This window comes from Hymenobacter lutimineralis (assembly GCF_008271285.1).
Lineage (GTDB): Bacteria > Bacteroidota > Bacteroidia > Cytophagales > Hymenobacteraceae > Hymenobacter > Hymenobacter lutimineralis.
On sequence record NZ_VTHL01000004.1, the window covers coordinates 114638 to 136014 of the forward strand.

Annotated in this window: 18 protein-coding genes; 4 read left to right on the top strand and 14 right to left on the bottom strand. The window is 54.7% G+C overall.

What is annotated here, in order from left to right:
• Positions 1 to 358: 358 nt before the first annotated feature.
• The 4 genes from FY528_RS06030 to FY528_RS21730 form a co-directional block, all read right to left on the bottom strand.
• On the bottom strand, positions 359 to 2605 hold the full coding sequence (locus FY528_RS06030) for a sodium-translocating pyrophosphatase (protein ID WP_232066277.1): 2247 nt from the start codon (positions 2603 to 2605) through the stop codon (positions 359 to 361).
• A 130-nt stretch (positions 2606 to 2735) separates the two neighbouring features.
• Entirely contained in the window at positions 2736 to 3902 is a 1167-nt protein-coding gene (locus FY528_RS06035; RefSeq protein ID WP_149070090.1) for an acyltransferase family protein, read from the bottom strand.
• A gap of 73 nt (positions 3903 to 3975) precedes the next feature.
• On the bottom strand, positions 3976 to 4236 hold the full coding sequence (locus FY528_RS21725) for a M20/M25/M40 family metallo-hydrolase (RefSeq protein ID WP_308418668.1): 261 nt from the start codon (positions 4234 to 4236) through the stop codon (positions 3976 to 3978).
• Positions 4237 to 4764 (bottom strand): zinc-binding metallopeptidase family protein, encoded by a 528-nt coding sequence (locus FY528_RS21730; RefSeq protein WP_308418669.1) that lies wholly within the window; start codon positions 4762 to 4764, stop codon positions 4237 to 4239.
• Between the two features lie 236 nt (positions 4765 to 5000).
• Here FY528_RS21730 and FY528_RS06045 point away from each other — a divergent pair, with 236 nt between their 5' ends.
• The 4 genes from FY528_RS06045 (at position 5001) to rffA (ending at position 9864) form a co-directional block, all read left to right on the top strand.
• Positions 5001 to 6254, top strand: a complete 1254-nt coding sequence (locus FY528_RS06045; RefSeq protein ID WP_149070091.1) for a tol-pal system protein YbgF — start codon at positions 5001 to 5003, stop codon at positions 6252 to 6254.
• A gap of 140 nt (positions 6255 to 6394) precedes the next feature.
• Complete coding sequence (locus FY528_RS06050; RefSeq protein ID WP_149070092.1) at positions 6395 to 7750, top strand: hypothetical protein; 1356 nt, start codon at positions 6395 to 6397, stop codon at positions 7748 to 7750.
• Between the two features lie 23 nt (positions 7751 to 7773).
• Complete coding sequence (locus FY528_RS06055; protein ID WP_149070093.1) at positions 7774 to 8715, top strand: glycosyltransferase family 2 protein; 942 nt, start codon at positions 7774 to 7776, stop codon at positions 8713 to 8715.
• A 3-nt stretch (positions 8716 to 8718) separates the two neighbouring features.
• Positions 8719 to 9864 (top strand): dTDP-4-amino-4,6-dideoxygalactose transaminase, encoded by a 1146-nt coding sequence (gene rffA, locus FY528_RS06060; protein ID WP_149070094.1) that lies wholly within the window; start codon positions 8719 to 8721, stop codon positions 9862 to 9864.
• A gap of 18 nt (positions 9865 to 9882) precedes the next feature.
• Here the strand turns inward: rffA and FY528_RS06065 are convergent, their stop codons facing one another.
• From FY528_RS06065 to FY528_RS06120, 10 genes are all read right to left on the bottom strand, one after another.
• Positions 9883 to 10653, bottom strand: coding sequence for a hypothetical protein (locus tag FY528_RS06065; protein ID WP_149070095.1), 771 nt, complete (start codon positions 10651 to 10653; stop codon positions 9883 to 9885).
• Complete coding sequence (locus FY528_RS06070) at positions 10650 to 11348, bottom strand: haloacid dehalogenase-like hydrolase (protein WP_149070096.1); 699 nt, start codon at positions 11346 to 11348, stop codon at positions 10650 to 10652. The genes FY528_RS06065 and FY528_RS06070 overlap by 4 nt, the downstream gene beginning before the upstream one ends.
• The gene (locus tag FY528_RS06075) at positions 11348 to 12520 is read right to left on the bottom strand and encodes a glycosyltransferase family 4 protein (RefSeq protein WP_149070097.1); all 1173 of its coding nucleotides are present in this window, start codon (positions 12518 to 12520) and stop codon (positions 11348 to 11350) included. The genes FY528_RS06070 and FY528_RS06075 overlap by 1 nt, the downstream gene beginning before the upstream one ends.
• Before the next feature lie 30 nt (positions 12521 to 12550).
• Positions 12551 to 13792, bottom strand: coding sequence for a glycosyltransferase (locus FY528_RS06080; RefSeq protein ID WP_149070098.1), 1242 nt, complete (start codon positions 13790 to 13792; stop codon positions 12551 to 12553).
• A 34-nt stretch (positions 13793 to 13826) separates the two neighbouring features.
• A complete protein-coding gene (locus FY528_RS06085; RefSeq protein WP_149070099.1) occupies positions 13827 to 14978 on the bottom strand; it encodes a glycosyltransferase family 61 protein in 1152 nt (383 codons plus the stop codon).
• A gap of 39 nt (positions 14979 to 15017) precedes the next feature.
• A complete protein-coding gene (locus FY528_RS06090; RefSeq protein WP_149070100.1) occupies positions 15018 to 15974 on the bottom strand; it encodes a glycosyltransferase in 957 nt (318 codons plus the stop codon).
• On the bottom strand, positions 15974 to 16630 hold the full coding sequence (locus FY528_RS06095) for an acetyltransferase (protein WP_149070101.1): 657 nt from the start codon (positions 16628 to 16630) through the stop codon (positions 15974 to 15976). The genes FY528_RS06090 and FY528_RS06095 overlap by 1 nt, the downstream gene beginning before the upstream one ends.
• Before the next feature lie 3 nt (positions 16631 to 16633).
• The gene (locus FY528_RS06100) at positions 16634 to 17710 is read right to left on the bottom strand and encodes a DegT/DnrJ/EryC1/StrS family aminotransferase (RefSeq protein ID WP_149070102.1); all 1077 of its coding nucleotides are present in this window, start codon (positions 17708 to 17710) and stop codon (positions 16634 to 16636) included.
• Between the two features lie 161 nt (positions 17711 to 17871).
• Complete coding sequence (locus FY528_RS06105; protein WP_149070103.1) at positions 17872 to 18756, bottom strand: glycosyltransferase family 2 protein; 885 nt, start codon at positions 18754 to 18756, stop codon at positions 17872 to 17874.
• A gap of 819 nt (positions 18757 to 19575) precedes the next feature.
• Positions 19576 to 21369 carry an ABC transporter ATP-binding protein gene (locus FY528_RS06120; protein WP_187632027.1) on the bottom strand — a complete coding sequence of 598 codons (1794 nt, stop codon included), beginning with the start codon at positions 21367 to 21369 and terminating at the stop codon, positions 19576 to 19578.
• Positions 21370 to 21377 lie beyond the last annotated feature (8 nt).

A 21377-nucleotide genomic window follows, 5' to 3' on the forward strand; every position in this document is an offset into this window, starting at 1 on the left:
AGGCGAAAGCGAGGCCAAAGGTAGCTTATCTGGGGGAATGTGCTTCGTTAATGTGCTCATGTGAATGAATGTGCTGATGTCCTCCGCTGCGCTAATGTGAAAAATTTGGTTGAGTGTGCTGATGGGGAGCTTGTGTCTTGGCGAGCGGCGCGAAGCCATCCGTCCTGGGCAACGCTAGCATCCTTCTTCCAACAGAAAGCCCCTGACGTTTGAACATCAGGGGCTTTTCACCTTTTCAGGGCTGCGTGCGTTGTTCAGGACGGATTGACGCCGCTTGATGCGCGGAATGTCCTTCGTCCTCGCAATGACACGCGTCATTAGCACATCAGCACATTCAACCACATCAGCACATCAAGCTCTACCGGCCTTCCGTCACCAGCGTCAGGATAAAACGGGCGGCATCGGGGGCCAAATCGGCGTAGCGCACTTTGGGGCGCAGGCTTTCCACCGTTTTTTCGATGGGCTGAGGCATGGCCACGCCGCGGGCCGGAGGGGCATCCGGAGCCGCAATGTGCGGGGCAATTACCAGCGACACAATGCTCATAAGCTTGATGAGGATGTTCATGCTGGGGCCCGAAGTATCCTTGAACGGGTCACCCACGGTGTCGCCGGTTACGGAGGCTTTGTGCGCATCGGAGCCTTTGTACTGCATCACGCCGTCAATCAGCACCCCTTTCTCAAACGACTTTTTGGCATTGTCCCAGGCGCCGCCGGCGTTGCTCTGGAACATGGCCATCAGCACGCCCGATACCGTTACGCCGGCCAGGGTGCCGCCCAGTACTTCGGGCCCAAAGGTGAAGCCTACAATGATGGGGACGATGAGGGCAATGGCGCCCGGCAGCATCATCTCGCGGATGGCGGCCTGGGTGGAAATAGCCACGCATTTTTCGTACTCGGGGCGGCCAGTGCCTTCCATAATACCCGGAATCTCGCGGAACTGCCGGCGCACTTCCTGCACCATGGCCATGGCCGCCCGGCCTACCGCCGAAATAGCCAGCGCCGAGAAGATAAAGGGAATCATAGCCCCAACAAACAAACCGCCTAATACGCGGGCGTTGCTGATGTCAATGGACGTGATGTTGGCCGTGCCCATAAAGGCGGCAAACAAAGCCAGGGACGTAAGGGCCGCCGAGGCAATGGCAAAGCCCTTACCCGTAGCCGCGGTAGTGTTGCCCACCGCATCCAGAATATCGGTCCGCTCGCGCACTTCCTTGGGCAACTCGCTCATCTCGGCAATGCCGCCGGCGTTGTCGGCAATAGGCCCGAACGCGTCGATGGCCAGCTGCATAGCGGTAGTGGCCATCATGCCGGCGGCGGCAATGGCCACCCCATAGAGGCCCGCAAACTCATAGCTCAGGATAATGCCCGCAGCCAGCACAATGATGGGCAGCACGGTAGACTCCATACCAATGGCCAAGCCGCCGATAACGGTGGTGGCGTGACCGGTGCTGCTTTGGCGCACAATGCTCAGCACGGGCCGCTTGCCCATGGCCGTATAGTACTCCGTGATAATACTCATGAGTGTACCTACTACGAGCCCGACAGCTACGGCATAGAAAATATCCATAGCTGTGAAGGTGATGCCGCGAATCAGCAAAGAGCCGGAGGGAATCATCCACTTGATGAGAGCATAGGAAGCCACGGCCGAAACAACCACTGATACATAGTTGCCAAAGTTGAGAGCCGCCTGCACGTTACCACCTTCTTTCACGCGCACCAGTAGAATGCCGATGAGAGAAGCAATGATGCCCATGCCGGCAATGGCCATGGGCAGGAGAATGGGAGACAATCCATCAAATTGGTCGCCGGTGGCTACTACCTCGCGGCCCAGCACCATGGTAGCTAGAATGGTCGCCACGTAGGAGCCAAACAGGTCGGCGCCCATGCCGGCTACGTCGCCCACGTTGTCGCCTACGTTGTCGGCAATGGTAGCGGGGTTGCGCGGGTCGTCTTCCGGAATGCCGGCTTCTACTTTTCCCACCAAGTCAGCGCCCACGTCGGCCGCTTTGGTGTAGATGCCCCCCCCTACACGGGCAAACAGGGCAATGCTTTCGGCACCCAGGGAAAAGCCCGTTAGCACTTCCAGAGCCCGCTCCATCTCAATACCATTGGCGCTGCCGCCGTGGTTGAGCACGAACATCTGATAAAAGATGATGAACAGCGTGCCCAAGCCCAACACCGCCAGACCGGCCACGCCCATTCCCATCACGGAGCCGCCGGAGAAGGACACCTTCAGGGCCTGCGACAAGCTGGTACGAGCGGCCTGGGCCGTGCGCACGTTGGCTTTCGTGGCAATCTTCATCCCGATATAGCCCGCCAGCGCCGAGAATACGGCGCCGATGATAAAGGCCACCACAATGACCGGGCTTGACTTCTCCCCGGTGCTTCCGAGGTAGAAAAGAAACGCACTGGCAATGAGCCCAAATAGTGCCAGCACGCGGTACTCAGCGCGCAGGAAGGCAATGGCTCCGTCGGCTATGTAGCCGGCAATGGTGCGCATTCGTTCGTCGCCGGCATCCTGACGGGAAACCCAGCCAGAACGAAACCACGTGTACAGTAGAGCCAGCAAACCCAGCCCAGGTACTACGTAAAGAAATGGGGTCATAGAAAGATGGTGAAGAGGGTTGTGGTGGGAACAGGAAGCTAAAACGCGTAAAGGGCTGTAAAATAGAGGTTATTCCCTAAACGCCAAGTTTCTGCCGCCGCCTGATTTTTGCCACGCCCTCTTTCCAGCCCTACACTTTCCGGAAATAATTCACGGACACGCGCTCCGTCAGCCAGTACAACGCGTAGCAGACCAGCGCCACTACCGGCACGATGAGCAGGTAATACCGCTGATACCAAAACAGTTGACCCGTGGCGCTTACCAACATGCCGTAGCACAACAGCAGTAGCGGGAAATGGTAGAGGTACAGGGAGAAGCTGTAAACACCCAGCCGGTGCAGCACTCTAACCAGTAGATTTTTAGCGGAGACGTGTCCGGCCAGCAGTGCCAGCACGGCCACTACGGCCAGCACGGCGGAAACCAGCGCCGCCGCAATCTTGAATTTCACGAGGGCCAGCCCAATCAAGACCAGCAACATGCCGGCCAACCCTAGCCAGACCAGCCAGCGGGGCAGGCGGCGCACTTGCTCTACCACGGCCGTTTGTACCACTACATCGTAGAGGGCCACGCCCATGGCAAAAAACAGGTTGTACTGGAGCATGGAAGTGGACAGCCCACCGTACCCGAAACGCTCCAGCAGCACGCCAACCCCGTAGCTGATAACCGACAGCACGTAGTAGATGCGCGGGGTGCGCAAAACAAAGGGCACCAACAGGTAAAACAGGGCTTCGGGCAGCAAGGACCAGTACACTGTGTTGTGCCCCAGGTACTGCTCGCCCAGCTTTAGAAAGGCTAAAGAGCGCAGGGCCCCCACCAAGTTAAACTGGCGCAGTTCCTGCCAGGCGGTAGTCAGCGTCTGGTTTAGTTCACGGCCGGCTTCGGGCTGCAGTACCTGGGGTACTTGGGTAGCCAGCACCGTAAGTGCCAGCGCGGCCAGTACCAACGAAACCAAGAAGGGCGGATAGATGCGCACTACCCGGTTCAGGTAGAAGTCTTTGGGGCCGCGGTACTTGCGCTGCTGGGCATAATGAATGAAGAACCCCGACAGCACGAAAAAGAAAATGACCATCTCGTACCCCGCCGAGCTCAGCATATCCACGGCAAAGGCGGCATAATCTTTTATCCCCCACCCCGACCGCGGAAAGGCTTGCAGGTATTGCTGCCCACCCGACCACAAAATGAACTTGGCGTGGAATATCACAACGTAAAAGGCGCAGAACCCCCGCAAGGCGTGCAGAATATCCAGTTCTTGATACGATAGGCTACGCCGGGAAGCAGTGGTAGCAGGTGCCGTCATGTAGGAGAGAATGAAGTGAGCGTGGAGCGGGCGAAACCGCACAAAAGTAGAGAATAAGGCTTCAGCTACGGGCCTATAGTTTCTGCATCAGCACTTGGTAGAGTTGCTGCATGCTGTCGATATCGGCTTTGTGCACGATTTCGTTGGGGGTATGCACCTGGTCTTCCGGCGCTCCTACAAAGCACCAGTCCCAGGGCTGGGCGCCGTGCTGCAGCTCTTTGGCATCGGAGCCGCCGCTGCCTTCTACCTCCAGCTGATGCGCAATTCCAGCCTCCTGGGCCAACTGTCGAATCCGGTTCACGTAGGCCCGGCGGGGGATTAGCGAGTCGCGCAACTAAATTGCTACGCCCTGGCCGGCCTGCACGCCCTCCGTTACCCAGGTTATATCCGAAATCAGGGCTTGACGTACGCCGTAGTTCTCGTAGATGTACTTCGCCAAGTAGGCCACGCTCCCGCCCCCGTGCTCTTCCCAACAGGAAAAAGCAACAATTCCGTCTTCCAGCGTTTCGCAGAGCTTCAGGGCATTCCACACGCCCAGCCGGTTGTCCAGGTAGCAGCTTTGCACCGTGGTTTCAGTTTCCCGAAAGTCGCAGAAGTAGGTAAGCTCCGTGCCGCGCTCTATCTCGCGGTGGAAATCATAGCCCAGGGCCTTGGTTTCCTCGTCAACCGTGAGGATGCAGTCGATGGCCCCCTGGGCGTCCTCCCCTACCAGGCGGTAACCGGCTTTGGCATCGGGGCCGCCAATGCGCACCAGCTGCCGCCCGTACCGGACGGTAAAGCCAATGGAGTCGAGGTGGGCAAACACCGCTGTGCGTGGGGTACCAAACACCAGTAAAATGCAATCCTGAAACTCATCTCCCACCAATAGGGTTGGTTGTACGCGCCAGGCTGCTTTCTCCGCTGTGATGTACCTTTGTAAAAATTGGGACAGTGCGGCTTCGTTACCGGCCGGTGCCGGCAGCCGGCACAACGTGTGGAGTAGTTGCATGTCATCGTCTTAGCCGTCCAAATCTAGCATAATTGTCCTACTTTCGTTTTTTAGGCTCGGGGCGTTCTACTAGCCTTTTCCTAGCCGGAACAACGTATTCTCCCTCCTCTATGACCTTCCTTTCGCGTCTTGTTCTGGTGCTTCTCCTGTGCAGCGGCTCAGCCCTGGCTCAGGCCCAGGAGCCCGACACGGCGCGCAAAGCCGACCCCATCCGCAACATTCAGCTGCAGAATGTGGATGTAGCGCCCGGCGCCGTGGACACGAAAGGGTGGCTTTTGCTGGACAAAGACATCCAGATTGAGCTGGGCGGGGCGGTGGAAAACCTCTACAACTTCAAGTTCGACAAAGCCGAGCGGCAGTTTCGCTCCCTGCGCCGCCGCTACCCCAACCACCCCATGCCCTACTTTCTGCTGGGCCTGAGCACGTGGTGGAAGATTGTGCCGACCAACGTGCAAACGAAGCAGTACGACAAGCTCTTCTTTGCCTACATGGATACGGCCATCGTGAAGGGTGAAAAGCTTTATGAGCAGGACAACAAGAACTACGAGGCCTGCTTTTTTCTTTCGGCGGCTTACGGGTTCGATGCCCGCCTGAATGCCGAGCGCAAGAACTGGCGCAAGGCCACCGTCAGCAGCAAACGCTCCCTCGACTACCTCGAAAAAAGCAAGGAAGCCAACGGCCTCAGCCCGGAGTTCCTGTTCGGGCAGGCCTTGTTCAACTACTACGCCGTTTGGATTTCGGAAGAATACCCGCTGCTGCGGCCGGTCTTGCTGTTTTTCCCCAAGGGCAACCGCAAGCTGGGCCTGCAGCAACTGCGCAACGTGGCCGACAACGGGTTTTACACTGGCGCGGAGGCTAAAACCTTCCTGATGCGGATTCTTACCAATGAGGAAGATAATTCAGCCGCCGCCCTGCCCGTGGCCCGCTACCTGGCCAGCACGTATCCTGACAACGCTTACTTCCAACGGTTTTACGCGCTGCTATGCTTTCACGAAGGTGAGTTCATGGAGTTGGAACGGGTAAGCCGGGAAATCCTGGACAAGCTTAACCGCGGGATGCCCGGCTACGAGGGCATTAGCGGCCGCTACGCCACGTACTTCATGGGCTGGCTCATGCAAACCAAGTACAAGGACATGCAGAAGGCTCAGGACTATTTCCAGCGCTGCATCGTCTTTTCCGAGACTACCGGCGACACAGAAGGCGGCTTTTATATCTACGCCAACGTGAACCTGGCCCGCATGGCCAGCAAAGCCACCGATACGGCCACCGCCGTTCGCTACTACAAAACGGTAGCCGACAAAGCCAGCCATAAAACGGAGCAATACCGCGAAGCCGTGGCGTACCTGAAAAAACATAAGAAATAGGGCGGTGGTATAAAGACAGGTGATGCACACAAAAACGAGTGTTTGCAAAAGCCGCTTCTCAAAGGGCCTAAAGCAACTAATGCCACTGTCCAGAAAACCCTAATCACCTCCATTTATACCACCGCCAGAAATAGTAACTGATGAAGCTCCAAGACTTATTCGTAGGCCCTATATTTTTGATCATTTTTTACAGTATCGCTTTTTCACTTCGCAGTAGATTTACGAATTCCTATACAAAAAAATATTTTATACCTGCATTAACTTTGAAGTTTATTGGAGCCATTTCACTAGGACTAATGTATCAATTTTATTATGGAGATGGTAGTGGAAATGGCGGAGATACATTTAATTATTTCAAACACGCAGAGATAGTTTTTAACGCATTCACTGATTCAATTACTGCAGGATTTAAATTATTATTATCTAATGGAAATTATGATCCTGAAACAGCAAAATACACACCTCTTCTGTACTGGTATAAATCACCAACTGAGTTTTTTTTGGTAAAAATTGCATCGATAGCGAGCCTATTTTGTTTTAAAACTTATAGTGTAATGTCAATGTTTTTTGCAATATATAGCTTTAGTGGTGCCTGGGCTATGTATCAAGCATTTGTACATATAAAACCAACAGCTTATAAACAGTTAGCTTATGCATGCTTTTTCATCCCCTCAGTATTTTTCTGGGGGTCTGGATTAATGAAGGACTCCGTATGTATTGGTGCATTAGGATGGCTATTTTATTCTTTTTATAATGGAGCAATAAGGAAAAAAAATATTTTAACATGTGTTTTATGGGGTAGCTTATCTATATATTTTATATTTAAAATAAAAGTATATATATTATTATCGTTTTTACCACCTGCGCTAATATGGATCTTCATAGAAAATAGTAACAGAATTAAGAATAAGGCTTTGAGAACCGCCCTCAAACCATTCCTCATCTCCATTGGTATTATAACCGCTTTTTTTGGCTTAACTAACTTAACTGCAGGAGATGAGGAATACGATCTGGACAAGATTGGTGAAAGAACAAAAATTACCCAGGAATATTTGTATAGAAGAACAAAGGATCAGGGCTCAGCCTACAATATAGGAAGCTTTGATGGAAGTATTAGCAGCATAATAAATGTAGCTCCCCAAGCTGTAATTGTTAGTTTATTTCGACCTTTCATTTGGGAAGCCCGAAGCCCAGTCATGTTATTATCATCAATAGAATCCGGATTATTTTTATACATGACATTCATACTATTTTGGCGCACTGGTTTTTTTCGAAGTATCAAGCTAATTTCCGCTACACCTATTCTGTTTTTTTGTTTCATTTTCGCCATAGTATTAGCAATTGGAGTAGGCACTAACAGTGGAAATTTTGGAACCCTTGTTCGGTATAAAATACCACTAATGCCTTTTTACTTAGCTGCCCTTTATATAATGAGTGAGCTAGTGGGTAAGAAGAAAAATGTCAAAGAACGCCGTCCATCAGCACATATTAAATAATAATATTTGTAGTTTTTCAGCAAATGGATTGTATCATTGGGTCTAAACCAATTATTTCTGTAGTAAGCCCGGTTTATCAAGCTGAAGAATTGGTTGGTATATTGCTCAAACGTTTAGATGAAGCTCTCCATTTCTGGCCGGGCACCTACGAAGTTATCCTGGTGGATGACGGCAGCACGGATCGAAGCTGGCAGCTGATTGAGCAACACGCAGCACTGGATTCCCGCGTACGGGGCCTGCGCCTGAGCCGCAACTTCGGGCAGCACCACGCCATCACGGCCGGCCTCGACTTGAGCCAAGGCGAGTGGGTAATAGTCATGGACTGCGACCTGCAGGACCAGCCCGAGGAGATTGAGCGGCTGTATGCCAAAGCCCTGGAAGGCTACGACGTGGTGCTGGCTTGTCGGCAGGATCGGCAGGACTCTTGGCTTACCCGCAGTTTGTCCCGGGCATTTTATGCTACCCTCTCTTACCTCACAGGCACCCGGCAGGAGTATCAGGTGGCCAATTTTGGCATCTACCATCGGCGGGTGGTGGAGGTAGTCGGGCAGCTGCGGGAAAGTATCCGCTATTTTCCCACTATGGTGCGCTGGGCGGGCTTTCGGCAGGCCCTGCTGCCCGTGGCACACGCACGCAGCCACCGCCCTGCCTCCACCAGTTACACCCTGGCGCGGCGGGTGCGCTTGGCAACTGATGTGATGCTTGCTTACTCCGATAAGCCCCTGCGACTCACGGCTTATCTGGGTTTGCTGCTGGCGGGTGGCGCCTTCGTGCTAGGGCTGGTTACGTTGGTGCGCTGGCTGCTGGGCTATATTACCGTCCCCGGCTACGCCAGCCTATTTATTTCCATCAGCTTTTTCTCGGGGCTTATCCTACTTGGGTTAGGTGTGGTGGGGCTGTACGTCGGCAAAACCTTTGAGGGCGTACGCAACCGGCCGCTGTACGTCGTGGCCCAGACCACCTAACGCATGCACCCGACCGAGTTTCGTATTCCCTTTAATAAGCCGGCCCTGGTAGGGCCCGAGCTGGAGTACATCCGGCAGGCTATTGCGGCCGGGCAGCTCGCGGGAAATGGGCTTTTCACGAAACGCTGCCAGGAGTTCTTTGAGTCGGAATACACCATTCACCGGGCCTTGCTTACCCACAGTGGCACGGCAGCGCTGGAAATGGCGGCGCTGCTGCTCAACCTGCAGCCCGGCGACGAAGTCATTGTCCCCTCCTTCACTTTCACTTCTACCGCCAACGCCTTCGTGCTGCGCGGGGTCCGCGTCGTTTTCGCCGACAGCTCCCCTACCCACCCCAACGTAGACGTCAGCCGCTTAGCCAGTCTCATCACCCCTCGCACGCGGGCCGTTGTACCCGTGCACTACGCGGGCGTAGCTTGCGATATGGCGGCCCTTGCGGCGCTAGCCCAGGCTCATTCGCTGGCTATTGTAGAGGATGCCGCGCAGGCCGTGGAAAGCTACTACCATCAGCAGCGGCTGGGAACATTTGGTTGTTTATCAGCCTTCTCCTTCCACGAAACTAAAAATTTGATTGCGGGGGAAGGCGGGCTGCTGGCCATCAACGACCCGGCGCTGGCCCGCCGAGCCGAAATTATCTGGGAGAAAGGCACCAACCGCGCGGCCTTCTACCGCGGCGAAACCGCCCGCTACCAGTGGGTTGATGTGGGGTCGTCGTTTCTGCCCTCGGAAATGACGGCCGCTTACCTGTGGGCCCAGCTCGAGCAGCGGCAAGTACTGCAGCAGCGGCGCCTGGCCCAGTGGCGGCAGTACGCCGAAGCGCTGGCGCCGTTGCAGGCTTTGGGTGTTGAGCTGCCGATTATTCCTGACTACGCGCAACAGCACAACGGGCACATCTTCTACCTGATCTGCCGTACGGCGGCCGAGCAGCAGGCCTTACTAGCCTATCTGCACCAGTTAGGGATTCTGGCGGTCTTTCATTACCAGACGCTCCACGACAGTCCTTACTATCAGGCCCAGCACGATGGGCGGCCGTTGCCCCACGCCCACCGCTACGCCACGCAGCTGGTGCGTCTGCCCCTGTACTTCGACTTGAGCGCAGCGGAGCAGGCTTACGTTATCGACGCAGTACTCGCCTTTTACCAGCGTTAGTACCCGGGAAAGCAGGAGCTATTCGGCCTGGGGCGGCTCAATACCAGCCATGCGCACGGCCAGCCAGAAGGCTAGGTAATAGCCCGTAACGGCCAGCGGCACCCAAGAGTGGCCCATCAACGACAGCAGCAGGCTTACACCACCCGCCAACAGGTAGTAGTTTACCTTATAGGAAGGTAACCGGCGGCTCGGCATGTTGAGCATGCCTTTGCTGTCGATGTACATGAGGGTGCGGTAGAACACGTAGTTCAGGAAAACGGGGGCCGCAAACAGCATGAGCTGCTCGGGCGTCAGGAAGATAAAGATGGGGGCGAAGTACCGCACAAACGCCAGGTTGACGAAGGTCATAACCTTCAGCTCCTTTTCCTTCAGCACGTTGTGCAAGTAGAAGAAGAGAGCCAGCACGCCGTAAAACGCTAACCACAACGGGTTGGTCAGCACGCCTAAATACCAGCTGATGGCCACGAAGGCCGCCACGCGCACCAGCACCCAAATGGCCACAGTGGCGTCGGAAGGGTCGAAGTCTTTTACCCGGCGGCGGGGGTTGGTTTCGGTGCGGACGCTGTACACGTCGTTGCCAAGGTAGCCGATTTCGTAAATGGAAATAAAGGCTAAGTACGCCAGCACAAACTTCAATAGCGCCTGCTGCCAATCGAGGTTCAGGCAGAAGGTGAGAAACACGAACGGGACAAACCAGTCGATGATCAGGTAATACAGATTGTATTTCAGGCCCTTAACGCGGCTGCCGTAGAAGTAGGTGTAGGGCAGCAGAAAGCGGAGAAGATTCATGCAGAATATGCCTCGATGAATTCGGGTTGTAAGTCTTGCCAGAAGCCTTTAGCCTCGGGCTTGTGCACCACCACATAGCGGCAGGCCGCCGAAGCGACTAGTCCGTGGTCGGTGAAATTGTCGGTAGCTACGGCCAAGCGTCCCACGGACGCATCGGGGCCAAGTAGTTCTTGTAAAGCGCGAGGCTTGTCGCCACCCAGTTCGCGCACCAGCTCGCCGGTGCACCGTCCCTGGGCATCATAACCGAGTTGCGACGACACAAATTCTACCTTCAGCTCGGCCGCAATGGCCGCCACAATGGGGTCGAGGCTGGCCGAGAGCAGAATAATGCGGGTGCTGGCCCCAGCCACGTCGGCCATCAGCGTATGCGTGTGCGCAATCTTTCGGGTGCTCAGGAATTCCTGCACAAACTGCTGGCCCAGCCGATACAACTCTGCTTTGGGAATCCCGCGCAGCAGGCGCAGCGCCACGGTCTTGATAGGGTCGCCGCCGCGGAGCTTTTGAAGTACGGCCAAGCCCACAAACGCCGGCGACCAGCGTTTGGTGAGCAGGGTGAGCCAGCGCTGGGCCCCGCTTCTTTTCTGAGCCCGCAACACAAACTCCAGGTAGTCGAAGGTGGTATTGGAGTAAAACAGCGTGTCGCACACGTCGAAGACAAACACGTCTGCGTGGGGAGCCGGAGCAGTGGGTAGCATTACGACAGCAGCGTTAGGTAAACATCCCGGAGCTTCCGGTACGTGTGGTCGGGGCTGAATTTCTGCCGCACAAACGTGCGCCCAGCCGCAGCAAAGCTAGCTCGTTTCTGAGCGTCGGCGGCCAGCTCTACAATGGCGGCGGCCATGGCCGGCACGTCGCGGTTGGGCACCAGCAGGCCCGAGTGGCCATGTTCGAACAGCTCCCGCGGGCCGCCGCAGTCGGAGGCCACGAGGGCGGTACCATAGAATAGCGCGTCGAGGCACGTGAGGGAGAAAGACTCGGTTTCCGAGAAGTTCAGCAGCATGTCGGCCGACTTTATTTCCCGCTCCACGTCCTTTACGAAATCTCCGAAGCGCACCACGTCTGCCAGCCCGGCCGCTTGAATGCGGGCCTCCAGTGTGCGCCGAAACTCGCGGTTTTTCTCTAGGCCCATGTCGCCGCCGTAGAACTGCAGGCGCAAGCGCGGGTTCTGGGCGTAGGCTTTTTCAAAAGCTGCTACGGCGTGGTCCTGACCTTTGCCCTGAATGTAGTTGGCGAGGTAGAGCATCCGGATTTCCCCGGTGCCTGCCCGACCTTCGGCCCGGTCGGGCAGGGGCAGCGGATGGGTTTCGTGTTCCGGAATAGGGTCAGCTATTACCAGCACGTTGGGTGCGGGCGGGAAGGCTTCGCGCACGGCTTCCGATACGCACACCACCTTGTCGGCAAAGCGCGTGTCGGCGCCAATCCAGAGGTTGCGCAGCGGGCCTGGGAAGTTCTGGGGCAGCAGACGCACGTGCGTGAGCAGCTTGGGGCCGCCCAGCCACTTCGCGCCGATGCCCGCTAGGTTGAAGAAATCATTCAGATGCACCAACGACGCCTTGCGCCGGGCGGCCAGCTGCCGCAGCCGCCAGCTGTTGAGCAGGAGCATGGGCGCATACTGCAGCAAAGCCCCGGGACGCTTGCTGATTTCCACGAACGGCAGCTCATGTACCACGTACCCTTCCGCCGAAACGGGCCCAATGGCCGTACTCCCTACGGGCAGCACAAACTCAAACTCAAACAGCGCCGGCGACTCCGTGCGCAGCGCCCGCGCCGAGTTGAGAATAGCCTTCAGCGCCCCGGTTAGGGCCACGCAGTTGTCTACTATCAGGATGCGGTAGGGAGTAGCGGGCGGTAGTGAAGAGGTAGGCATAAGCAACAAAGGTAGGCTAACCGGCCAACATTACTGCCCCCGGATTACCTGTTCCCACTTCTGGAATATCCGGTCCCGGGTGAAATCCTGCATGCGCTCCTGCGCCTTGGCCGCATAATGAGCCCGTCGGGCAGAGTCGGCTAGCAGTTCCAAAAGCGTGCGTACCCACACCCCGCGAGTATAGGTGCGGTAGTCAGAGCCCAGCAGGGGCATCAGCATGCCGTACTCGGCGGGTTCCGCTTCGCTGATTTTCTGGCCGTAGGGCGTGGTGGGCGCCAGCATTTCCCGCGGCCCGGTGGGGCAGTCTGTTGAGACAACGGGCAAGCCGCAGATCATGGCTTCGCCCAAGGCCATCGGAAAACCTTCCCAGCCCGAGGGAAACACGAACATAGCGGCCCGCCGGATGTAGCGGAAGGGATTTTGCTGGTAGCCGAGGAAGTAAAGGCTGTACTCCTGGTCGAGCGGGTCGTTGTTCCAGGCTTGGTAAAAGCGCAAGCCCAGTTCGCGCGCCTGGGCTACCAACTCATTGCGCAGCTCCCCGTCGCCGAGCAGCACTAGCTTGGTGGTGGGGCGGGACTTGAGCACTTCGGCGAAAACATCGAGCAACGGAGCCTGATTTTTCTGCCGGGCTAGGCGGCCTGAGGTAATCAGCACATCGGGCTGACTGAACAGGGGCTCATACTGCGGGTCGATGGGCTCGGCCGCGCGCCCGAGGATTTTCTCGGGGTGGAAAAAGTTGTTGATGGTGGTGATGCGCGTCGGGTCCAGCTTGTAGTGGTCAATCAGCTCCTGCCGGATGTCGCGGCTCACCGTCACGATGTGGTCGGGCTGGCGGTAGAAGAACGGCATAAACACTTTCTGCCGAAACCAGCCCACCCAGCCCTGGATTTCGCCGTCGTGCACCTTGGAGCCGTGAATACACAGGATGGTCCGCTCGCCGGTGCGGCTGAGCAGGTTTACATAGTCGGCCCCTTCGAGGTGGCTGATGCAGACCTGCGTGTTCAGGCGCTTTTTGTGGAAGCGCAGCCGGGTGCACCGCTGCACGAAGTGCTTGATCTTATCGAGCGTAGAACCGTGCCCCGGCACATCCAGGTTAATCACCGGATTACCGCTGGGGTAGGCATCGGCCTGGTCGAGGTTGAAGACGCACTCCGTCACCTGAAATTGCTTCGCCAGCTCTACACTGTGGTCGTGAAACACTTGTTGGGCTCCCCCGAAACCAAAGTTTGGGATAAGCAGCAGTATATTCTGGGGAGAAGAAGCAGAGGGCATAAGCAAAGCAAAAAGTAAAGCAGATTGACCGCGCCTAGCGCTGCAGCAGGGCCGTTATGCGCTGGCGCAGCTCCGCCGGATCAACGTAGAAGCCACCCGAGAATTTCTGGGTACCGGGCTGCCCGATGAGGCCGTCATAGGCGTAACCCATTTGGGTAGCCACCAGCACATAATGGAAGGGGTAGTAGCTGGCCGGTGGATAGATTTCCAGTAGACCCATAGGCTGCTGACCGCGGAAAATCATGTTGTAGAGGCCAGCCCCGTGAATGCCTACCACATACCGCGAGTTGGCCATGGTCTGGATCTGCTCGGCCAAGGTCATTTCGTCGAAGTCCACCACTTCAAAGCCCAGTTCCCGGCAAACCTGCTCGGCTTCGGCCCCATTCTCAATAAAGCGCAGGCGCTTGGGGCTGCGGGTAATGAAGATGCGGCGCTCCTGCCCAGTGATGGCCCGGTCGGCGGGGCGCACCATGTCGAGGATGCGGGCGTAATACTGGGGCGTGTGCGTGAGCGGCTTGCAGAAGTACGTTTTGCGGCTCCGGATATACTGCCCCTTCTGCTGCACTACCCACCGCCGGTTTTTCAGGTAGGGATGCTCCAGGAAGTACTGGAAAAAGGGCTTCCGCCACAGGGCATCAGCAATCAGTAGCGGCGTCTGGGGAGTAAGCAGGCCCTGCTCTTCCAGGAAGAACAGCTTGGCCAGCACGTCGTTGTAGAAGTGGTAGTAGTTCTCCTCCCCGGTGTCCCGCAGCGAAACCAGCTCCTCAAACTCTTCCAAAGGCTGGCTCCACATGCCTTTCGCCGCCAGATCGGGTTTGGGCAGGTAGGGCACCCGGCTAAAGCCCAGGGAAGGGTAGATTAGCTGGTTGTCCTGGGACAGGGCCCAGCCGTAGTGGGGCTCAATCAGGCAGGGCTGGTTGTAGACGAGCAGGTACTCATCCTGAGTCCAGTCATCATTGGAGCGAAACTGCCGCTGCAGCCGCTCGTCCAGGTGTTCGAGTACCACCGGAATCAGGCGGAAGGGATAATCGTCGCGCCGAATCCGAAAGTCAGCCTGTTGGAAGGATTTTTCCGGAAACAGTAGCTTGTCAATCGTTTTGATGCGCAGCTTATTATACTCCAGGTGTGCGCGTTTGAGCAGTACAACCGGAAATATCTGCTTAAGGATTTTCTTAACGGACGACATGTTTTTTTCAGATCTACGCTTGGCCTGCTCTGAGGAGGCTTAAAACAACTGCCCGCGAATAAGCTTACCCACAAAGTTACGGGCTACCCGCACCGGGTCCGTGGCAATGGCGGCCAGCCAGCTTTTGGTCATACCTCCGTATTGGCCCTGCCGGCGCAGCGCCGTGCCGTGCTGCACCTGCAAATCACTGATGCTGCGCGTAAAGTGCGCCCGGTGCTCGGCGTCGAAATGCTGGCGAAAGGCCTCATTTTCTTGCACCTTCTTGATGATCTGGTCGGGCCGGTTCATAGTTTGGTTGTGGCTGAGGCCGGCGGAGTGCATGCGGTAGCGCGACATCACCTCGGGGAAGTAATGCACCTTGCCCGCCCGCGAAATCAGCAGGTGCAGGCTGTAGTCGCCGCTGAAGACGGTGGTAAACCACTCGGGCAGCTTAGCCACTGGTTCCCGCCGAAACACCAGAGAAGCCGTAGGCATAAACCAACCGTTTTTCACCACGTCGGCATGGGTGAAGTCCCGCTCGCCCTGCTGTAGCTGAGTTTTGGTGGAGCTAAAGGAAACCGGCGGCGTGGCCCCATCCTGCCAGAATATCTCGGCATCGTGCAGGGTCATGCTGTGTTCCGGGTGCGCCTGCAGGAAGTCTACCTGCCGCTGCAGCTTGTGCGGGTTCATCCAGTAGTCGTCTCCTTCCAGCAAGGCTATGTAGGGCGCGGTGCAGGCCTCCAGCACTTGCTTGAGGTTGGGCATCACCCCGATGTTCTTCTCGGGCAGCAAGAGCAGAAAACGGTCGGGGTAGCGCTGCTGATACTGAAGCAGAATCTCGCGGGTGCGGTCGGTCGAGTAGTCTTCCCCTATCACCATGCGCACGGGAAACGTGGTCTGCTGCCGGAGAACCCCCTCAATAGCTTCCGCCAGGTAGGCCTCGTGGTTGTAGGTAATCATGGCCACGTCCACGCTGGGAGCAGCTACGTTCCTGGGAACAGAAGGGGAAGCAGACATCAGATAGGCAAGGCTGAAGGTAAAGGGGAAAGCTGGCGAAGCGGCCGGGCAGGCACGCCGGCTACGACGGTATTATCGGGCACATCGGCGGTAACGACGGCGCCGGCACCTACCAGCACGTTGTGGCCGATGCGCACCCGGGGCAGGATAATAGCGCCAGCCCCAATCTGTGAATAGCTGCCGACGCGCACATGCCCCAACAACTGTGCGCCGGGGGAAATTTCGCAGTAGCTACCCACCTGTACATTGTGGTGCAAAGAAGCGCGGGCATTGAGCAGGGTGCCTTCGCCGACGCTTACCTCATTACTCACGAGCACCCCATTCATGATGTTTAAGCCAGCGCCCAGTTGTACTTCATGGCGGCCGATGTGGGCTTGCGGGGCAACGGCGGAGTAGAGCTCGGCTCCCAGTTCCCGGAAGCGGGCAGCTACGCGCTGTCGGAGTTGGGGGCCACCAATGCCAACGACCACGCGGGCGTCGGTGCGCAGGTGCTCAGCGGCGGCGGCCGCAGAGTGCAGCACGGGGTACTGGCCAAACAACTGGTTGGGGGCGTCAGGCGTCACATCATCGTAGAAACAGAGATGCTGCACCTGTCCGGCATCTTCCAATACCTGCAATACTTCCAGCGCGTGGCCTTTGGCACCAATGACCAGCATAGGCTACAGGGCCTGGTTGATAATGGAGGCTATCAGCCGCACTTGGTCGAACTCCAAGTCGTAGTACAGTGGTAGGCAGAGCACCCGGGTCGATACGTCTTCGGAAACTGGTGCAGCCTGAGGCCGTACGTAGTTGAGGGTATTGAGGGAAGGGTAGAAATAGCGCCGGGGCGTAATTTCCTGGGCATTCAGCGCGTCACGCACCTGCAGCAGCGCTTCCTCCGAGGGCAGCAGAATGGGGTGATAGGAATAGTTGTAGGTAGTATGCGGCTGCAGCGCCGGGCGTACGCAGACAGTGCCATCCAATAAGGAATCATACAGCTCAGCCAAGGCCTTGCGCTTGGCAATTAGCTCGGGCACTTTGGGCAGCACGCACAAGCCCATGGCCGCGTGCAGCTCCGAGCTTTTGCCGTTCACCCCCACGCCCCAGAACGCCTCGGGCCCGTTGTGGCCGAAGTTGCGCATGTAGGCAATGCGGTGCGCAATGTCATCATCATTCGTGACGATGGCGCCGCCCTCGCCCGTGTGGAACAGCTTGGTGGCGTGGAAGCTGAGCGTGGATACGTCGCCGTAGTTGAGTACCGAGCTGTCTTTATACAGCGTCCCAAATGCGTGGGCGGCGTCGTAGATGACCTTTAGCTGATGGCGCTGGGCAATGGCTTCAATGGCTTCTACATCACACGGGTTGCCGTAAACGTGCGTGGCCATAATGGCCCGAGTCCGGGGAGTAATGGCAGCTTCGATTTTAGCCGGGTCCAGGCACAGCGTTTCGGGGTGAATATCCACGAAAACCGGCTCACTTCCCTCCCACACTATGCTGGAGGTTGTGGCTACGTAGGAAAAGGGCGTGGTCAGGACTTCACCTTCCTCAATCTCCAGGGCCTTCAGCGCGATTTGCAGCGCGATGGTGCCATTGTTCACGAAGAAGAAGTGCTTAACGCCCAAATAGTCGCGCAGGCGCTGCTCCAGCTCAACCACCAGCGGCCCCGCATTTGTCAGATAAACCCGTTCCCAGATTCCTTCCAGGTACTTGGTGTATTCTTCTAGTGGGGGCAGATAGGTACGCGTAACGTTAATCATGAGCAAAAGCGAGAAAGTCGAAACATACAGCTACCAGGCTACCACCTGATGCTACTAAAGTTGCCCGGCAGGGTTGGGCCGGAGACCGGCAAAGATAGGGCAAAAACCCGGCGGGGGAATTGGCTAACCATCAACAGCAAGTCAGCCAATTCATTAGCTATCTAAAGCAGGTGCTTGACCGAAGCCAGGAAACGGCGGCGCCAGAGCACGGTAGGGTCGGCCTGCACGGCTTTCCAGAGGTAATGCAGGGTGTCGGTGCGCCGGTTTTTGGCCAGGGCCAGCACCAGGGTGATGAACGTGTAGCGGTTGGCCACGAAGTAGTTCACTTGCCCTTTGTAGCGCCGCCGGAAATCGTGGTCTTGCTGCATAAGCTTGCCAAACAGCTCGTCGCGGGCAATTACGGCATCGGGCGCTATGGTGTTGAGGCTACGGCCGTCGTGCTCACGCAGGCAGAACGTTTTGGCGCTGATGCTGTGGAACGTGTACTTGCTAGCCAGGCGCAGCCATAGCTCCCAGTCCTCGGCCGAAGCCAGCTTACGGTCCTCCTCGAAAGGGTTAGCCAAGGCAATATCCCGGCGCACGAACACTGTGTTGCAGGCCAGGAAATTGTCGTGAATCAGCTCGTCGTTCGTGCTCTTGGAGAAGTCAATGACCTCGTGCACCTGCCGACCCGCGCCGTCGAGTACCTCGTAGCCGGTGTGCAGCACTTCCACCGCCCCATTTTTGTCGATGTACTCCTTCACCACGCGCAGGTGGTTGGGGTACATTTCGTCGTCGGAGTCAAAAAAATTGACGTATTGCCCGCGGGCCTGCTGGGTGCCGTAGTTGCGGGCGGCGCCCCGCTCCCCGTTTTCCTTGTAGAAGTAGCGGATGCGGGGGTCGTTGAACGATTTGGCTACTTCGGCTAGGTTGTCCCGGCTGCCGTCGTCGACCAGCACGAGCTCGAAATCCTGGAATTCCTGCCGCAGAATGGCCCGGATGGTGTCGGGCACGATGGTGGCCCGGTTGTAACAGGGTACAACGACTGAGAAGAAAGGCACTACCATATTATTTGATTGGATGAGGTGATCAAACTAGAGCGTGTGGACTGTTAGCGCAGCCAATTAAGCGCGGCGAGTATGTGGGCGGTAGCTGGAAAGGAAGTCGCGTTTTTTTCGTAGCGGGTCGCGCAGCCTCGAGCTTCCTTGAGGCGGCCAAAGAAACGCTCGGCCTTACTGCGGTCCGCGTAGAGGTTCTGGTCGTAGATTCAGGGCTTGTTGCGGCTAGCTTTGGACGGAATCACGGGCTTGGCGTGGCAGGCCTCAATGCCGTGTTAAACGGCATTGGTGTCGCAGGCTTTGTCGGCCACCGCGCCCCCCAGAGCGTGACGTAACGCCGCCAATAAGGCCAGCAGCTGCTTGCAATCGGCCCAGTGTCTCAGCGTCTAGGTCAGCAGTAGACAGTTGCCGAGCGCATCGAGTACCGCGTGTAGCTTAGTGCAGCAACCTCCCCGGCTACGGCCTAGGCCTTCTGCGGCCGTCGTGCTTTTTTTACCCAGCGGCCGATTTGTGCGCCTTGACGGTGGTTGAATCCGCCAGTACCTATGCAAAGTCGGGCTTCTGCATGGCTTACAACAGTGCTTGCCACACCCCAGCTTGGGCCCAGCGGCGGAAGCGGTGTGCCACCGTTTGAGGAACCAAACCGCTCGGCAAGTCTCCCCACTACACGCCGGTGCTGATTAGATAGAATACCGCATTGACAAACAAGTGGCTATCGCGGCTTCGGCCCCGCATATGGGCTTCGGCTATTTCCTATTCGTGTTCACTTAATTTTTGCCGACGCATGGGCCAAAGCTATTCTCTACTGTCCACACACTCTAGCATATATTACTGCAACAGCTTTTCAGCTAACTGATTATACTGATGCTCAGCAATAATATATCCATCCTTTAGCTCATATATACGATTGCAATCGCGTAACGTAGTTATCCTATGAGCAACAATCAGAACAGTTATATCAGTTAGAGAGAGTGTATGAATAGATTCATTCACCTCTCTTTCTGTTTCGTTATCCAAGGCACTAGTCGCTTCATCAAGAACGAGAACATTCGCATTTTTATATAATGCCCTCGCAATTCCGATTCTCTGTCGCTGTCCACCTGAAAGTTTGGAACCTTTTTCCCCAATGTGAGTCCTATCGCCGCTAGGAAGGCTTTCAATTAATGATAGTAAAGAAGCTTGTTTTATTGCATATGTCAATCGATTTTCATCAATATTTTCATCATAAAGCGTAATATTTTCCCTTATAGATGCATCCATCAAAAATGTATCCTGCTTCACATACCCAACTGATTGATACCAAGCCTTGGTACGCGATTCGTCTAAAGTCAATCCATCAACAAGTATAGCGCCTTCATTTTCTATATAAAACCTAAGAATAAGATTCATAAGCGTCGTTTTACCCGAACCAGAACTCCCTATAAAACCAATTATTTCACCTTTTTTAATTCTTAAATTAATATTATTAAGTGCATTTTTATCATAACCAGGGAAACTAAATGATATTCTATCTAATATAAGTTCGCTTTCAAAAGTCAATTCTGCTTGCTCTTTGTGTTTTAAATCATTACTTGATATTGATTTTTTCGAATAAATATTATCGTAATTATAAAGCAATTCATCGATTGCAGACTTATAAGTTTTCATTGTAACTACTGATGTTAGCATTCTGTTGATAGATGGCATCAACCTATAGGATGAAGCAGCAAATAAACCTAGAAGAGCAATAGTTTCTTTAGGATCACTTGAAAAATATATACCATAGATGAAAATGATAACCAAGCCGATAATTGCCACTAGTTCGATTATTCTCAACGGCAGACCTTGATAAACGTATGCACGTGACTCAAGCATGTGCAGCTTTTTTTCATTTTCAACGAGGCGCCCTTTCATCATATTTAACTTATTCGCTAATTTTAGCTCTAAGAAGCCATTAAATATATTACTCAGAACATTAAATGAAACAGGTCTTAACTCCAATATCTTATCACCTAAAGATTCAGATTTATTTTTAAATACTCTATATATTAGAAAGACCGAGGGAGCTAAAAAAACCAATAGCACTAAAAACAACACAGGTTTAAACAGAAAAATTCCCAATACTATTATTAGGACAATCATAACTTCATTTATAAAAGCAAAAAGTGGTCTAACAATTCCATTAATGTAATTAGAAGGAATTTGAAGTGTACTGCTAAGCAAAATTGAAGAACCCATATTATTAAATTCCCATAACGGCATACCGGAAAACTTATCAAGCTGAGACATTACTACATTAGAACTTATCTCAGTAATAAATTTTGATTGCATAAACAATACCCAACTAGCAAAAATATTTTTTAACAAAAAAAATCCAAGAAGTAGAATAAGAAGACATAAAATGAAATATTTTATGTCCTCAAATCCAAAGGAGACAAATATTAGATTCAGAAATTTATTACTCTTTACTATTGACACATCAGAGAAAACCAACGTAACAGGAACTATAGCAGCCAGTCCTATAACATCTAGTACCGATATTACAAATGTAAAAAGTGTAATAATAAGTATATTCAACCTTTGATAAGAATAAATATATTTATTTAAACTAAACAAGCTTAGACCAAGAATGTTGTTCTTCATTTTTTTTC

Excerpts from the sequence above, each read along its gene's own strand:
- FY528_RS06030 (WP_232066277.1), bottom strand. The coding sequence starts at position 2,605 with ATGACCCCATTTCTTTACGTAGTACCTGGGCTGGGTTTGCTGGCTCTA.
- FY528_RS06035 (WP_149070090.1), bottom strand. The coding sequence starts at position 3,902 with ATGACGGCACCTGCTACCACTGCTTCCCGGCGTAGCCTATCGTATCAA.
- FY528_RS06045 (WP_149070091.1), top strand. The coding sequence starts at position 5,001 with ATGACCTTCCTTTCGCGTCTTGTTCTGGTGCTTCTCCTGTGCAGCGGC.
- FY528_RS06050 (WP_149070092.1), top strand. The coding sequence starts at position 6,395 with ATGAAGCTCCAAGACTTATTCGTAGGCCCTATATTTTTGATCATTTTT.
- FY528_RS06055 (WP_149070093.1), top strand. The coding sequence starts at position 7,774 with ATGGATTGTATCATTGGGTCTAAACCAATTATTTCTGTAGTAAGCCCG.
- rffA (WP_149070094.1), top strand. The coding sequence starts at position 8,719 with ATGCACCCGACCGAGTTTCGTATTCCCTTTAATAAGCCGGCCCTGGTA.
- FY528_RS06065 (WP_149070095.1), bottom strand. The coding sequence starts at position 10,653 with ATGAATCTTCTCCGCTTTCTGCTGCCCTACACCTACTTCTACGGCAGC.
- FY528_RS06070 (WP_149070096.1), bottom strand. The coding sequence starts at position 11,348 with ATGCTACCCACTGCTCCGGCTCCCCACGCAGACGTGTTTGTCTTCGAC.
- FY528_RS06075 (WP_149070097.1), bottom strand. The coding sequence starts at position 12,520 with ATGCCTACCTCTTCACTACCGCCCGCTACTCCCTACCGCATCCTGATA.
- FY528_RS06080 (WP_149070098.1), bottom strand. The coding sequence starts at position 13,792 with ATGCCCTCTGCTTCTTCTCCCCAGAATATACTGCTGCTTATCCCAAAC.
- FY528_RS06085 (WP_149070099.1), bottom strand. The coding sequence starts at position 14,978 with ATGTCGTCCGTTAAGAAAATCCTTAAGCAGATATTTCCGGTTGTACTG.
- FY528_RS06090 (WP_149070100.1), bottom strand. The coding sequence starts at position 15,974 with ATGTCTGCTTCCCCTTCTGTTCCCAGGAACGTAGCTGCTCCCAGCGTG.
- FY528_RS06095 (WP_149070101.1), bottom strand. The coding sequence starts at position 16,630 with ATGCTGGTCATTGGTGCCAAAGGCCACGCGCTGGAAGTATTGCAGGTA.
- FY528_RS06100 (WP_149070102.1), bottom strand. The coding sequence starts at position 17,710 with ATGATTAACGTTACGCGTACCTATCTGCCCCCACTAGAAGAATACACC.
- FY528_RS06105 (WP_149070103.1), bottom strand. The coding sequence starts at position 18,756 with ATGGTAGTGCCTTTCTTCTCAGTCGTTGTACCCTGTTACAACCGGGCC.
- FY528_RS06120 (WP_187632027.1), bottom strand. The coding sequence starts at position 21,369 with ATGAAGAACAACATTCTTGGTCTAAGCTTGTTTAGTTTAAATAAATAT.